The following is a 14,067-nucleotide window of genomic DNA, read 5'->3' on the forward strand; positions in this document are numbered from 1 at the left end:
TCAGCCCGCGACGCGCTCCGCCCACGGCGGCGCGGCGCGCAGGAGCGATTCCAGGGCGTTCTCATCGAGCATGGTCGACAGCTCCGGCTGCGCTGAGGGATCGAGCCTGCCGGCGTGGACGTCGTGCGAGACGCCCGTGTTCGCCAGCAGGGTGCAGCCGGCCGCATCGGCGTCGGCGTATCCCATCTGGTTCCAGATGCCCAGAAGCTTCTCGAGCTCGGGGGCGAGCTTGCCGCCGGGGCGCGGATCGACGACGACCTCGAAGGAGCAGCCGGCCTCGCGGGCATCGGCGATCCCCTCCCACAGGGCGCGACCTCGGGGGTCCTCGAGCGTCGGCATGCGGCGCGGGCCGAGCGTCATCCTGCGCACGCCCGCATCGCGTGCGGCGCGCAGCAGCTCGAGATCTGCGCCGATCCCGATGGTGATCGAGTCCGCGCCCAGGCCGGCGTCCTCGAGCGCGACGATCAGGCTGCGCCACAGCGCCCCAATCTCGGGAGCCGGGACGGCCGGGTAGGCGCGGCGACCGGACGGGGTGGGGATGCGCCCCTCGTGCACACCGGCGACCGCGTCCTCACGCAGCAGCAGGTGAGGGCGCGCGCCCGGGACCCGCTCACGGACCTCGGTGAGGTGGTCGATGAGTCCCTCGGCCAGCAGCAGCGGCAGGTCGCGCACGGCGCCGGGATCACCGAGGGTGCGTTCGCCCGAGTTCAGGAAGGTGGCGCCGGCCAGGGTGACCGGGCCGAGCGCCGTCGTCATCAGCGGTCCCTCGTAGCCGAGCAGGGCGATGCGGGCGGCGTCCAGGAGCCGGTCGCGCAGCTCGCGGGCGTGCTGCCAGGCGCGCCCGATGCCCGGGCCCAGCCGCCAGCCGTAGCTGACGAGGTCGCCGGTGGTCTCGGCGAGCAGGGCCAGGGTGGCCGGCAGCAGGTGGTCGGTCTCGTCGGTGCCGAGCGCCGAGGGCAGGTAGAGCCGGGTCGCGATCTGCTCGTCGAGATCGTCGCCCAGCAGAGCGCGCAGGCGCATCAGCGCGGCCAGGTGCGGATCGTCGGGGAGCTCGAGGCGGAGCGTCTCGGCAGGGGTGGGCACTCGGAAGGTGCCGTCGCCCGTGAGGGTGACCAGTGTCGTCATGCGCGTCGCTCCAGGGTGGCGGCGGCGATCACACGGTCGCCGTCGTACAGGACGAGGGTCTGACCGGGCGCGACGCCTCGGATCGGGGTCTCGAGACTCACGCGGAGGCTCGAGTCGGCGGTGGGGGCGTCAGGGTCGGTGCCGGCCCCGGTGGCAGCAGCGCCAGTGGCAGTGGCCCCGGTGGCGGCGGCGCCGGTGGCAGCGGCGCCGGTGGCAGCACTATCGGCGGTGGCCCCGGCGGCAGCGCTATCGGCGGTGGTGGCGGGGACCGTGGCGTCGGTCGGGACTTCGAGCAGGCGGGCCGGGGTGGCCTCGCCATGCGCTCGGATCTGGGCGCGCACCTCGCGGCCGACGGACAGCGGCTCGAAGGAGATCACGTCGGTGGCGATGAGCTCGCGGGTGGACAGCAGCTCCGCCGCACCGACGACGACCTGGCGGGAGGAGGGGTCGATGTCGACCACGTAGCGGGGCGCGCCGTCGGCCGCGGGGTGCTGGATGCCCAGGCCCTTGCGCTGGCCGATGGTGAAGCCGTGGGTGCCCTGGTGGGAGCCGATCACGCTGCCGTCCGCGTCGAGGATCTCGCCGGGCGAGGCCCCGAGGTTGCGCTCGAGGAAGCCCTGGGTGTCGCCGTCGGCCACGAAGCAGATGTCGTAGCTGTCCGGCTTGGTGGAGACGCCGAGTCCGCGTGCCCGGGCCTCGGCCCGCACCTCCTCCTTGGTCTCGTACTCCCCCAGCGGGAACAGCGAGCGGCCCACGGCGTCCGGACCCATCACGGCCAGGACATAGGACTGGTCCTTCGCCATGTTGCGGGAGCGGTGCAGGGACGGCGCGCCGTCCGGGCCGTCGGTGCGGATCGAGGCGTAGTGGCCGGTGCACACGGCGTCGAAGCCGAGCAGCCGGGCACGGTCCATGAGGGTGGCGAACTTGATCCGCTCGTTGCAGCGCACGCAGGGGTTGGGGGTGCGGCCGGCGGCGTACTCGGACAGGAAGTCCTCGACGACGAGGTCGTGGAAGTCGTCGGAGAGGTCCCACACGTAGTACGGGATGCCGATGCGGTCTGCGGCACGCCGGGCGTCGGAGGCGTCCTCGACGGTGCAGCATCCCCGGGAGCCGGAGCGGGTCTGGTCCCGGTTCTTGGACAGGGCCATGTGGACGCCGACGACCTCGTGGCCCGCCTCGGCCGCGCGGGCCGCGGCGACGGCCGAGTCGACCCCACCACTCATCGCTGCGAGCACCTTCATCGTCCCGTCACCTCCTTGAATCGCACCCGAGAAGTCTACGGTCGCGCATGGTCCCGGGCAGGTGGCCCGAACGTGAGATGCGCCCCGGTAACAACCGGCCCGACGCCGGGGCCCGGTGCCGGGGGCAGGGCGCGAGCGGACCGGTGCGTCAGCCCAGGAGCGCGCCGACGGCCCGAGCCTTCTCCAGCGTGTCCGGCAGGGCGCGCAGCAGGAGGTCGACGTCGTGGTCGGTGCTGGTCCAGCCCAGGGAAAGGCGCAGTGCGCCCCGGGCGGTGGCGTCGTCGATGCCCATCGCGGCCAGCACGGGGCTGGCCTGGGTGACGCCGGCGGAGCAGGCGGAGCCGGCCGACGCGTCGATCCCGCGCTCATCGAGCAGGAACAGCAGGGAGTCGGAGTGCGCGCCGGGGAACACGACGTGCACGATGTGCGCCGAGCGCGGGGTGTCCTCGGCGAGGGTGAATCGGGCCGTGGGGTCGATCTCGTGGATCCCGCGACGCAGCCGCTCGGCGAGGGCGCGCAGCCGTCTGATCTCCTGGTCGCGATCGGACAGGGTCTCGCGCAGCGCGGCGGCGAAGGCTGCGGCGAGGGCGAGGTCCAGCGTTCCCGAGCGCACTTCGCGCTGCTGACCGCCGCCCGTGCTCACGGGCCCGAAGGGCACGTCGGGCTTGGCGACCAGTGCCCCGACCCCCACGGGGGCTCCGATCTTGTGCCCGGACAGCGTCATGAGGTCCACGTCGTCCCACGACCAGAAGGGGAACGCCCCAGCGGAGCCGTGCCCCAGGGCAGCACCGTGCCCCAGGTCAGCACCGTGTCCCAGGGCGGCACCGTGTCCCAGGGCCTGGACCGCATCGGTGTGCACGATGGTGCCGTGGGGACGGGCCTGCGCAGCCAGGGCCGCCGGATCCTGCATCGCGCCGGTCTCGTTGTTGACCAGGGCTGCGCTGAGCAGCCCTACGGCACCGTCGGCCAGGGCGGCCTCGACGCCCTCGGACCGCAGCATCCCCTGGCCATCGACCGGCAGCATCCGGGCCTCGAGAGCGGGTGCGAGCGACCGCGCCGTGGCGACCACGGCCGGGTGATCGGTGGCCGCCACCGCGACGGCGGTGCGGGAGGGATCCGCGGCGAGGATCCCGGTGGCCGCGCCGCGGATCGCGAGGTTGTCCGCCTCGGTCCCTCCGGATGTCATGATCAGCCAGCTGCGAGGCACTCCGAGCTGCTCGGAGATCGACTCCAGGGCGTCGTCGAGCACGGCTCGGGCGCGGCGTCCCGTGGCATGGGTCGAGGACGGGTTGCCCGGAGTCGCCGAGGCCTCGAGAAGGGCTTCCCGGGCCGCGGGACGCAGCAGGGTGGTCGCCGCATGGTCGAGATAGGCGCGCTCGGCGCCGACGTTGTTCACCATGGCTTGTTCGGATCCTGGTCGGTGTCGCCGGGCTCGTCGTCGCCCTCGCCGCCCTGCGCGCCCTTGTTGCGCTCCTCCAGCTCGTCGTCCTTCTTCTGCTGGTCGTCCGAGCCGTCCGTGGGGGCCTCCTCGTCGGGGCCATCGCCCTCGGGGTCCTCACGGGTGGGATCACCGGCGGGCGGAGGGCTGCCCTCGCCCTCCTGATCGCGGTCCGCAGGGTCGTTGCCGGCCTCCTCGTCGGCCTCGCGGCGCTTCTCCTCGACACGCTCTCCGTTCTTCTCGGTGGTCTCGGAGTCCTCGTTGCCGGTGCCCTCCTCGCCGCCGCCGGAGCCGCCTTCGCCTTCTCCCTCGCCGCCGCCGCCACCGCCGCCGCAGACCGCCAGCAGCTCCTCGGCCTCGTGGAGGCGATCGGCGCGCTTCTGCGCGTCCTCGATCTCGTCGGCCTGTCGCTCGATGGAGATCGCGAGGTTGTTGGCGATCTTGCACTGCGCGTGCAACGGGGAGTTGAGGTCGCTGTGCTCGTCCCACTCGTCCATCGCGATGCGCAGCTCCTCCTCCGCCGCCTCGTTCTCCCCCTGCTGCAGCAGGGCCGTGCCCTTGGACAGATGCGGCAGGTAGGGCTCGAACCAGTTTGCGAGCTCCACGGGCGCCAGCCGTTCGATCGCCGCCGGATAGTCACCGCTGTCGTAGGCGGAGCGGTGACCGGCCTGCGTGATCGGCATGGACACGAACTTCACGGCGAGCAGCGCGAGCGCCAGGATCGGCAGCGCGAGCACCACGAACACGATGATCCGGGTGCGTCGCAGCCGGCGCACGTTCAGCCCGAAGTCCTTCGGGCTGCCGGAGGTGTCCTGCTCGAGCGCGGGCGGCATCGGGCTCGTCGCCGGCGACGGGCTGGGAGCGCTCGGGGCGGAGGGATCGGGCCCGGGGGCCGTGGGTGCACTCATCGCTGCGCTCCTGTGACGTCGTCCCGATCCAGCCGCCGAGGAAGCCGATAGGTCATCGCGCCGAGCTCCCAGATCAGGAGTGCGGCGAGCGGGATCGAGGCGACCCAGTACCAGTCCTCGAAGCTGGCCACGTCCCGCGCGGACTCCATCGGGACCGGGCGCAGCGTGATCCCCTCCATGGTGCCCTCGATCTCCGCCTCGGGGTCCTCCCGATGGAGATAGGGCACGCCCATCTGGTCGGCGATGGCCTGCAGCTGCTCCTCGTCGATCTTCGAGATGCCCTTCGCCCCGCTGGAGTCGGTGATGTACTCGCCGTCGGCGTCGCCGCCCTCGACCTTCATCGGTCCGCCCTCGGCGGTGCCGTAGCCGAGCACGCCGCCGCCGTCGGTGTAGCCGGCGATGGGGCTGAACGATTCCGAGTCCCGATCATCGGTGTTCTCGCCGTCGGTGAGGAGATAGACCAGGATCTGCGAGTCCGGGTCCTCCTTCCGGGTCGCTGCGAGCTGTCCCATCAGCGACTCCAGCGGGCGGTCGACGTTCGAGCCCTGGGAGTAGGCCGTCGGCTCCGTGGTGAGGGTGTCGATCCAGGAGCGGGCGGCCCCGGCATCCGTGGTCAGCGGCAGCTGCTGCGTGGCGGAGGAGTCGAAGGCGAGGATCGAGTAGCGCGACCCCTCGGTCATCCCCATGATCCGGGTCATGTCCGCCTTCACGCCCTCCAGGCGCGGCTGGCCGTCGGCATAGTCCTCGGCGTTCATCGAGCCGGTGCGGTCCACCACGAAGAACACGTTCGCGTTCATCCTCTGGGTCTGCTCGCTGTCCAGCGGGGTCACCGGGCGCAGGGCGACGGCGAGCAGCAGAACCACCATCAGCAGGCGACGCAGCCACGCGATCCGCTGGCGCGGCCGCCGGATCAGCAGCACCGCGCACAGCGCGAGCATCGCCGTGAACAGGGGGATCGTCGCCCACAGCGGCATCAGGGGCTCCAGGCGGATCATCGTGCCCTCCAGCCCAGCACCAGGATGCCGATCAGGGACAGGAACGTGAGCACGAACCCGAACGTCGGATGGTCGGTGCGCACCACGGTGGGTTCGGCCCCCATCGCCTGGGCCTGGGACTTCTGGATCTGGTCGATGATCGACGGGATCGCCCGCGGGTCCGAGGACTCGTACAGGGAGCCGTCATGACCCTCGGTCGCGGAGCGCAGCTCCTCGAGGCACTCGGGGCCGCAGTCGTACGCGCCGGGATAGAAGGTGTACAGGTCGATGTCCCGCGCAGCGACGGCGTCGGCGGCCTCGTCCAAGGTGAAGATCGGCTCTCCGTTGACCTCGTTGTCGGTGGCGAAGATGATCGAGCGGGAGCGCTCGGTGTCCGCCTGGTCGAAGACCTGCCCGCAGGAGGCCAGGCCGTCGGGCACCACGGAGGCCTGGTCCGGGATCCCGCGCGTGCCCTCGACGAAGTCGACGTAGCTGCGCACCTTGTCCTCGGGATAGTCGCGGTTGCCGAGCCGGTACCCGAACTCGTCGAAGTCGATCGCCTCGGCGCCCTCCTCGAGCTGGCGCTGGATCAGGTCGTAGTCGTTGGTCAGCGGGAACACGGTGCGACTGGTCGAGTTGAAGATCGTCAGGGCCACCCGCTCCCCGTCGAAGGAGTCGACCATCTCGGCGAAGGTCGAGAGGATCTCGGTGTCGTACTCGTACATCGAGCCGGAGACATCCAGGCACAGCACGATGTCCCGCGAGGAGAACTCCGGGGTCTCGATCCGCTCGGTCGCGATCCGGCCCGAGAGCACGGAGGCGGAGACCACGGCGATCACGGCGATCCCGATCTGCAGCACCCGCAGCACCTTGGCGACCCGCTGGGCGCGCACGAAGCTGGGGATGCGGTCGAGGTACTGGGAGTTGGCCACCAGCACCGGCGCCTTGCGCATCGCCCGGCGGTTCCAGAACGTGATGCCCCAGACGGCGAGCGCGGCCAGCAGGAGCAGCAGGGTGACCCACCAGAAGGTCATGACCATCGTCGGATCACCTCCCGGGCGCGGCGCACGGAGTCCCGCAGCTCGGCGTCCGTGGACAGCGCGAAGTCGGGCTCGTACAGTGCCGCGATCAGCTCGCCGACGTCACGGGTGCGCGGATCCGCGGTCAGGGTGCCGGTGTCCTGGCTGGTCACGTCGTGGCCGGTGGTGCGGCGCACGAAGCGGCGCATCACGGCGGTGAGCTCGTGATGGCCGGGGCGGGCCTCCAGCTCCCCCGCGTCATGGCGGTCGGCGATGTCGTTGACGGCTCGCAGGAACTCGGCCTTCAGGGTGTCCACGTCGGTGGGGCGGCGCCGGTAGGCGACACGCTTCTCGATCGCCCGGGTGATCTTCAGGGTGGCGACGATCAGTGCGGTGATGACCAGCAGGCACAGCACTGCCAGGATCACCCATGCCACCGAGTACTGGGGCGGGGCGATGATGTCCTTCGGCGAGGGGTCGGCCAGGAGCGCGCCGGCGCCGGTGAGCAGCTCAGACGCGGGCATGGCGGTACTCCCTCGACCTCAGCATGGCGATCATGTCCTCGACCACGGTGGTCTCGCCCTCGGTGATCATGTGGGTCACGTGCAGACGATCGAGCATCTCGGTGATGCCCTCGCGGCGAGCGCGGCGGTACGCCTCGACATCCTGGGCGACGCGCTTCGAGGAGCGGGACAGCGAGGCGATCTCGCGGGGACGGTCCACGTCGATCACCTCGTGGTCCAGCTCCGTGCGCTGCAGCGGGTCGGCGTCGGCGATGCGGATGACCATCACGTCGTGCCGTGTCGTCAGGCGCCTCAGCAAGGTGTAGTCCTCGACCACGGGATGCGCCTCATCGGTGATGATCGTCATCAGCGTGGAGCGCGAGGTGACGCGGAAGGCGCGCTCGAGCAGCCAGGAGGTGTCCGTCGCGGGGGCCGCCGGCGTGGCGGCCTGCTGGACGCTGCGCAGGAGCAGCTCGAGATGACCGTCGCTTGAGCGTGAGGGCAGCTGGATCGGGTGGCCCTCGTGGCCGCCCACCAGGCCCACGAGGTCGCCGTTCTTCTGGGCGAGGAAGCAGATCATCCCCGCCGCGAGGATCATCGCTTCCCGCTTGGACGTGCCGTCCGCAGCGGTCGCGGCCATGGCCGAGGAGGTGTCGGCGACGACCGAGAGGTGCCGCACCCGCTCCTCGTTGAACCGCCGGATCAGCGGCTCGCCGGAACGGGCGGTCGCCTTCCAGTCGATCTCGGAGATCCTGTCGCCGGGCTGGTAGTACTTCAGATCGTCGAAGTCCTCGCCGCTGCCCTTGAACAGCGAGCGGCCGCGGCCCTGGATGAGGCCGCGCGCTCGGTTCGAGGTGTGCAGATCGACCTGGGCCTTGACCCGGGTCAGCAACGAGGTCGCCATGGGGTGTCTCCGGTCCTTCGCGCCGTGCTCGGGCCGCTCAGGGCATCGGCACGGCGTGGAACACCGCGTCGATGATCTGTTCGGGCTTGATGCCGCCGGCCAGGGCGTCGAAGGTGAGCACGAGGCGGTGCCGCAGCACGCCATAGCGCATCGCCCGCACGTCATCGGGGGTGACGTAGTCGCGCCCGTGGAGCAGCGCATGCGCCTGTCCCACCCGCATCAGCGCCAGGGACCCTCGCGGGCTGGCGCCGACGCGCACGGACTGGGTGAGATTCGGGACCGGGCGGGGCCCCGAACCGCGGGTGGTGAACACCAGATCGATGATGTAGCGCTTGACGGCAGGGTCGACGTAGACCGCGTCCACCATCTCCTGCAGGAAGCGGACGTCCTCGAGGTCCACGGTGCCCACGGCCTCGCGCGGCCCGGTGAGGCTGCCCGATGTGGAGCGGTCGAGGATCTCGTGCTCCTCGCCGGGACGGGGGTACGTGAGGATCTCCTTCATGAGGAAGCGGTCCATCTGCGCCTCGGGGAGGACGTACGTGCCCTCCTCCTCGATCGGGTTCTGGGTGGCGAGCACCATGAACGGATCGGGCAGGCGGTACACCTCGCCGCCGATGGAGGTCTGGCGCTCCTGCATCGCCTCGAGCATCGCCGACTGCGTCTTGGCGCTGGAGCGGTTGATCTCGTCCAGCAGCACCACGTTGGCGTGCACCGGGCCCAGCTGGGTGGTGAAGGTGCTCGAGCCGTAGTTGAAGATCTGGGTGCCGATGATGTCGTTCGGCATGAGGTCCGGGGTGCACTGGATGCGTGCGAAGGAACCGGTGATCGAGGAGGCCAGCGCGCTCGCAGCGGTGGTCTTGGCGAGCCCCGGCACGGATTCCAGCAGCACGTGGCCGCCCGCGGCGAGCGCCGCCACCAGGGTGAGGCGCAGGTTCTCCTGGCCCACCACCCGGGACTGGAACACCTGGGAGATGGTGCCGATGATGGATCCGGTGCGCTCGAGGTCCGCCGGCGGGATCGCGGCCGACGACGGGGCGAAATCCCCGGAGCGACGGGGCGCCGCACCCTGCGCGGCAGTGCCCTGGGGCACGCCGCCCTGGGGCACAGCGCCCTGGGCGACGGGGCCCTGGGTGACCGGACCCTGGGTGGCCGGGCCCTGAGCAACGGCGTCCGGAGCGCCGTGTCCCGGGGCCCTGCGGCCGCCCGGCTGGTGCTCCTGGTGCTGGGGATGCTGCGGTCGCTGCTGGTGCTGCGGGCTCAGCTGGCCCTGCCCGTGCGGCTGGCTCTGCCCGCCCTGGTGGCCGGGCTGGCTGGCTGGAATGCTCATGCGCTGCTGCTCCCCGTCGTGCGTTCGACTCGTGCTGTCCTTGCGAGCAGGCTCGCGGCCCGATCTCTCCGCCCGGCCCGTGCCCTGCGGCGGCCGGCGGCCGTGACCGGTCCTATGACTGTGCGGCGCCTGTCGGCCCCTCGTCGAGGGGCGTGACGGCACCGCGACGATCCTAACGGTACGGGGCCGGTCAGGGTGGGATCGTCCCCGCTCGGTGCAAGAATGCGGGCGTGCCAGCAGACCCTCCCGATCGTGCCGCTCCCCCGGTCCCTCCGACCTCCCCAGGCCTCGTCGTGGACGAGCTGGGCCGGGGCACGTTCGCCGTCGCCGCGCCGCGCGCCGAGGCGGTCGACCTGTGCATCCGGCACGGCGCCACCGAGCACCGGCAACGGCTGCGCCATGTCGACGGCGGTCTGCACTGGGACCAGGTCACCTCGATGGTGCCGGGCACCCGGTACGGACTGCGGGTGCACGGACCCTGGGATCCCGGTGCCGGACAGTTCGCGAACCCGCAGCGCCTGCTCCAGGACCCGTGGGGCCGCGGCATCTCGCACTCCTCGCCGCTGCTGAGCTCGTTCTTCCCCTTCGACGTCGATGCGATGCTCGACCGGGTCGAGGAGCGCACCCGGCGCGCCGAGGCCGACAACGGCGAGGACGCCGTGTGGTCGGTGGTCGTCTCGGACGCCTTCGACTGGCAGGAGGATCTCCGACCGATCCTCGAGTGGGATGCCTCCGTGCTCTACGAGCTGCACGTCAAGGGCTTCACCGCCCAGCATCCCGCGCTGCCGGCCGAGCAGCGCGGCACCTATGCGGGTCTCGGCCATCCTGCCGTCACCAGCTATCTGCGCGACCTCGGCGTGACCGGTGTGGAGCTGCTGCCGATCCATGCCGCGATGGACGAACCGCATCTCACCCGGCAGGGCATGACGAACTACTGGGGCTATTCGACGATGTCGTTCTTCGCCCCGGAGCCCTCCCTCGCCACGGCCGCCGCGCAGGCCGCCGGAGCGCAGGCGGTGCTCGACGAGGTGAAGACCATGATCCGCGCGCTGCACGCGGCCGGGCTCGAGGTGATCCTCGACGTGGTCTACAACCACACCGCGGAGGGTGGCGCGGATGGCCCCTCGCTGTCCCTGCGGGGACTGGAGAACCTCGAGTACTACTGGACCGACAGCGGCGCCTTCCGGGACATGACCGGCACCGGTGGCACCCTCGACCCCCGCTCGGTGCACGTGATGGACCTGATCCTCGGCTCGCTGCGCTACTGGGTGCAGGAGCTGCACGTGGACGGCTTCCGCTTCGACCTCGCAGCGACGCTGGGCCGCGATGACCGGGGCTTCCGCGCCGACCATCCTCTGCTGCGAGCGATCGCCACCGATCCGGTGCTGCGCGGGGTGAAGCTCATCGCCGAGCCCTGGGACCTGGGCACCGGCGGCTGGCAGACCGGGAGCTTCCCGCCGCCCTTCGCGGAGTGGAACGACGCCTTCCGCGACCAGGTGCGGGCGTTCTGGCTCTCCGACCAGGCCGTCCGCGCCCGCACCGGCGACGAGTCCCTCGGCGGCATCCGCGATCTCGCCACCCGACTGGCCGGGTCCAGCGATCTGCTCACGGCGCAGGACCCGCCCTGCCTTCCCGCAGGCCGCAGCCTGCGCGCCCCCTGGGCCTCGATCAACTATCTCACCGCCCATGACGGCTTCACGCTGCGCGACCTCACCACCTACGAGTGCAAGCGCAACGACGCCAATGGCGAGGGCGGCCGGGACGGCACCGACGACAACCGCTCCTGGAACCACGGCCACGAGGGCGAGGTCGACCCGCGTGCGGAGGACTCCGCCCGCATCCTGGAGCTGCGCACGCGCACGGCGCGCAGTCTGCTGGCGACCCTGCTGCTCGCCTCGGGCACGCCGATGCTCACGGCCGGCGACGAGTTCGGCCGCACCCAGCGGGGCAACAACAACGCCTACTGCCAGGACAACGAGATCTCCTGGATCGACTGGTCCCCGACGCCCCGGGGCCGCGCGCTGCGCGAGACCGTCACCAGGATCCTCACCCTGCGCGGGAAGCACCTCCAGCTGCGCACACGCCACTTCCTGCGACCGGCGGACGTCGAGCAGCTGGCACCCGATCAGGTCGCCTGGTTCGGGGCCGACGGGGAGGGCCTGAGCCACGAGGACTGGATGGATCCGTCCCGGCACCTGCTGGCGATGCTGCGCCCCGCCCCGCGCGGACGCACGGACGCCGACCACCTCCTGGTGATCCTCTCCGCCGCCTCGGAGGACACTGCGGTGCGCCTGCCCGGCTCCCCCTGGCCGCAGGGCATCGCCCGGGTGCTGCTGGACACGTCGCTCGAGCGTCAGGACGATCTGCCGGCCTCCCCGCTCACGGAGCGGACGGTGCTCGTGCCCGCCGGCAGCGTGGTCGTCCTCGGGATCGCAGCCGACGGCCCGGTGGAGTCTCCCGAACGGCTATCGTGAGGACCGTCACCGCGAACGTCGCAGGCGCCGAGCCGCCAGGCAGGAGAGGTCATGTCCGAGACCACCGAACACCGCGAGGTTCCCGCATCGGCCTCTTTGTCGTCCGCGTCTGCTTCCGCGTCATCCCCTGCGGCGGCGTCTGAGCCCGCCGGGCTGGACGGCGGAGTGGGGCGCATCCCGATCATGGGTGTCCAGCCAGTGGTCGACGGCGGTCGCTTCCCGGCCTCCTGCGTCGACGGGGAGACGGTGAGGATCACCGCGAACGCCTTCCGCGAGGGCCACGACGCGATGGGCGTGCAGGTCGTCCTCGTGGATCCCGAGGGCCGCGAGGAACGCGTGCCGATGGTCTCCACGAACCCGGGGCTGGACCTCTGGGAGGCCGCCGTCCGGCCCGAGACCACCGGGCACTGGTCGTTCCGGATCGAGGCCTATTCCGCGCCGTACGACACCTGGGCCCACGCCGCCGAGGTGAAGGTCCCCGTCGGCATCGACGTCGACCTGGTGTGCGCCGAGGGCGTGCTGGTGCTGCACCGGGTGCTCACGGAGATCGCCGAGGGCGACCGTCCCGCCTCCGACGGCCCCGTCGTCACCACCGCGTTGGAGAGCCTGCGCTCCTCCGACCTTCCCGCCGCCGCCCGGGTCGCCCCGGCGCTCGCGGCGGATCTGCGCGGACTGCTCACGGAGCGTCCGCTGCGCGAAGGGGTCACCGTCTCCGGTCCGTACGAGCTGATCGTGCATCGCCGTCGTGCGCTGTACGGCTCCTGGTACGAGTTCTTCCCGCGCTCCGAGGGCGCCCATTTCGATCCCTCGACCGGATGGACCTCAGGGACCCTGCGCACTGCGGCGACTTCCCTGGACCGGATCGCCCGGATGGGCTTCGACGTCGCCTACCTCACGCCCATCCATCCGATCGGGACGACCTTCCGCAAGGGACGCAACAACTCCCTGGACCCGCGGCCCGAGGATCCCGGCTCCCCCTACGCGATCGGCTCGGCCGACGGCGGCCACGATGCGATCCATCCCGACCTCGGGACTCTCGAGGACTTCGACGCCTTCGTCGCCCGCGCGAAGGAGCTGGACCTCGAGGTCGCGCTCGACATCGCCCTGCAGTGCTCCCCGGACCATCCCTGGGTGCACGAGCATCCGGAATGGTTCACCGTGCGTGCGGACGGCACGATCGCCTACGCGGAGAATCCGCCCAAGAAGTATCAGGACATCTATCCCCTCAGCTTCGACACCGACTACGACGGGCTGTACGCGGCGGTGCGGGACGTGCTCGAGCACTGGGTCGCCCACGGCGTGACACTGTTCCGCGTCGACAACCCGCACACCAAGCCGGTGCGGTTCTGGGAGGAGCTGCTGGCGGAGTTCGACCGGAAGCATCCCGAGGTGATCTTCCTGGCCGAGGCGTTCACCCGGCCCACGATGATGCACACGCTCGGCAAGGTCGGCTACCACCAGAGCTACACCTACTTCACCTGGCGCGAGAGCGCGAAGGAACTGCGCGAGTATCTCGAGGAGCTGGTCGAGTCCGCGCCGTACATGCGGCCCAGCTTCTGGCCCACCACGCATGACATCCTCACCCCGTTCATGACCAGCGGCGGCCGCCAGGCGTTCGCGCTGCGCGCCATCCTCGCCGCGACCCTGGTGCCCACCTGGGGCATCTACACCGGCTATGAACTGGTGGAGGACGTCCCGCGGCCCGGGGCCCAGGAACAGATCGACAACGAGAAGTACGAGTACAAGCCCCGCGACTTCGCCGGTGCGCTCGTCTCCGGGAAGAGCCTCGAGCCCCTGCTCACGGACCTCAACCGCATCCGGCGGGAGCATCCCGCGCTGCAGTCGCTCACCGCGATCCGCTTCCACGAGGCCGAGGACGAGCAGGTGCTGGTCTTCTCCAAGCACCTCGACGCCGAGGCCAGCGGCACCGGCTCCCCGGACACGATCCTGGTGGCCTCGGTGACCGCGCACGACCGTGACGCCGCCACCACCTTGCACCTGGACCTCGACGCTCTCGGTGTGGGCACGACCTTCGAGGTCGAGGACCTCCTGAGCGGTGAGCGCTACACCTGGGACAAGAATCCCTACGTCATCCTCAGCGCCGCCGACCGGCCCGCGCACGTCCTGCGGATCATCCACCCCGAGGAGAGCTGA

General features: G+C 71.2%; 11 protein-coding genes. 2 read left to right on the forward strand and 9 right to left on the reverse strand.

The genetic code is table 11. The features are described 5' to 3' along the window. The 9 genes from CIK71_RS10715 to CIK71_RS10755 form a co-directional block, all read right to left on the reverse strand. On the reverse strand, positions 1–1,125 hold the full coding sequence (locus tag CIK71_RS10715; RefSeq protein WP_096165661.1) for a hypothetical protein: 1,125 nt from the start codon (positions 1,123–1,125) through the stop codon (positions 1–3). Further along, positions 1,122–2,366, reverse strand: coding sequence for a tRNA 2-thiouridine(34) synthase MnmA (mnmA, locus tag CIK71_RS10720; RefSeq protein WP_096165663.1), 1,245 nt, complete (start codon positions 2,364–2,366; stop codon positions 1,122–1,124). The genes CIK71_RS10715 and mnmA overlap by 4 nt, the downstream gene beginning before the upstream one ends. A gap of 148 nt (positions 2,367–2,514) precedes the next feature. Beyond that, positions 2,515–3,765, reverse strand: a complete 1,251-nt coding sequence (locus tag CIK71_RS10725; RefSeq protein ID WP_096165664.1) for a cysteine desulfurase family protein — start codon at positions 3,763–3,765, stop codon at positions 2,515–2,517. After that, positions 3,759–4,712, reverse strand: coding sequence for an ICP22 family protein (locus CIK71_RS10730; protein WP_096165665.1), 954 nt, complete (start codon positions 4,710–4,712; stop codon positions 3,759–3,761). Before CIK71_RS10730 ends, CIK71_RS10725 begins: the two co-directional genes overlap by 7 nt. Beyond that, positions 4,709–5,707 (reverse strand): vWA domain-containing protein, encoded by a 999-nt coding sequence (locus CIK71_RS10735; RefSeq protein ID WP_158541977.1) that lies wholly within the window; start codon positions 5,705–5,707, stop codon positions 4,709–4,711. The genes CIK71_RS10730 and CIK71_RS10735 overlap by 4 nt, the downstream gene beginning before the upstream one ends. After that, positions 5,704–6,726, reverse strand: a complete 1,023-nt coding sequence (locus CIK71_RS10740) for a vWA domain-containing protein (protein WP_096165666.1) — start codon at positions 6,724–6,726, stop codon at positions 5,704–5,706. The genes CIK71_RS10735 and CIK71_RS10740 overlap by 4 nt, the downstream gene beginning before the upstream one ends. After that, positions 6,717–7,229, reverse strand: a complete 513-nt coding sequence (locus CIK71_RS10745; protein ID WP_096165667.1) for a hypothetical protein — start codon at positions 7,227–7,229, stop codon at positions 6,717–6,719. The genes CIK71_RS10740 and CIK71_RS10745 overlap by 10 nt, the downstream gene beginning before the upstream one ends. Next, a complete protein-coding gene (locus tag CIK71_RS10750; RefSeq protein ID WP_096165668.1) occupies positions 7,216–8,112 on the reverse strand; it encodes a DUF58 domain-containing protein in 897 nt (298 codons plus the stop codon). Before CIK71_RS10750 ends, CIK71_RS10745 begins: the two co-directional genes overlap by 14 nt. Positions 8,113–8,149: 37 nt before the next feature. Further along, entirely contained in the window at positions 8,150–9,130 is a 981-nt protein-coding gene (locus CIK71_RS10755; protein ID WP_096165732.1) for an AAA family ATPase, read from the reverse strand. Positions 9,131–9,669: 539 nt separating this feature from the next. Here CIK71_RS10755 and glgX point away from each other — a divergent pair. Both glgX and CIK71_RS10765 read left to right on the forward strand, forming a co-directional pair. Further along, on the forward strand, positions 9,670–11,913 hold the full coding sequence (gene glgX / locus CIK71_RS10760) for a glycogen debranching protein GlgX (RefSeq protein WP_096165669.1): 2,244 nt from the start codon (positions 9,670–9,672) through the stop codon (positions 11,911–11,913). Between the two features lie 183 nt (positions 11,914–12,096). Then, positions 12,097–14,067 (forward strand): alpha-1,4-glucan--maltose-1-phosphate maltosyltransferase, encoded by a 1,971-nt coding sequence (locus CIK71_RS10765; RefSeq protein WP_245857485.1) that lies wholly within the window; start codon positions 12,097–12,099, stop codon positions 14,065–14,067.

The organism is Brachybacterium alimentarium (assembly GCF_002332425.1).
Classification (GTDB): domain Bacteria; phylum Actinomycetota; class Actinomycetes; order Actinomycetales; family Dermabacteraceae; genus Brachybacterium; species Brachybacterium alimentarium.

Bases quoted from the DNA above. Each gene is read 5' to 3' on its own strand.
- CIK71_RS10715 (WP_096165661.1), bottom strand. From the start codon at position 1,125: ATGACGACACTGGTCACCCTCACGGGCGACGGCACCTTCCGAGTGCCC.
- mnmA (WP_096165663.1), bottom strand. From the start codon at position 2,366: ATGAAGGTGCTCGCAGCGATGAGTGGTGGGGTCGACTCGGCCGTCGCC.
- CIK71_RS10725 (WP_096165664.1), bottom strand. From the start codon at position 3,765: ATGGTGAACAACGTCGGCGCCGAGCGCGCCTATCTCGACCATGCGGCG.
- CIK71_RS10730 (WP_096165665.1), bottom strand. From the start codon at position 4,712: ATGAGTGCACCCACGGCCCCCGGGCCCGATCCCTCCGCCCCGAGCGCT.
- CIK71_RS10735 (WP_158541977.1), bottom strand. From the start codon at position 5,707: ATGATCCGCCTGGAGCCCCTGATGCCGCTGTGGGCGACGATCCCCCTG.
- CIK71_RS10740 (WP_096165666.1), bottom strand. From the start codon at position 6,726: ATGGTCATGACCTTCTGGTGGGTCACCCTGCTGCTCCTGCTGGCCGCG.
- CIK71_RS10745 (WP_096165667.1), bottom strand. From the start codon at position 7,229: ATGCCCGCGTCTGAGCTGCTCACCGGCGCCGGCGCGCTCCTGGCCGAC.
- CIK71_RS10750 (WP_096165668.1), bottom strand. From the start codon at position 8,112: ATGGCGACCTCGTTGCTGACCCGGGTCAAGGCCCAGGTCGATCTGCAC.
- CIK71_RS10765 (WP_245857485.1), top strand. From the start codon at position 12,097: ATGGGTGTCCAGCCAGTGGTCGACGGCGGTCGCTTCCCGGCCTCCTGC.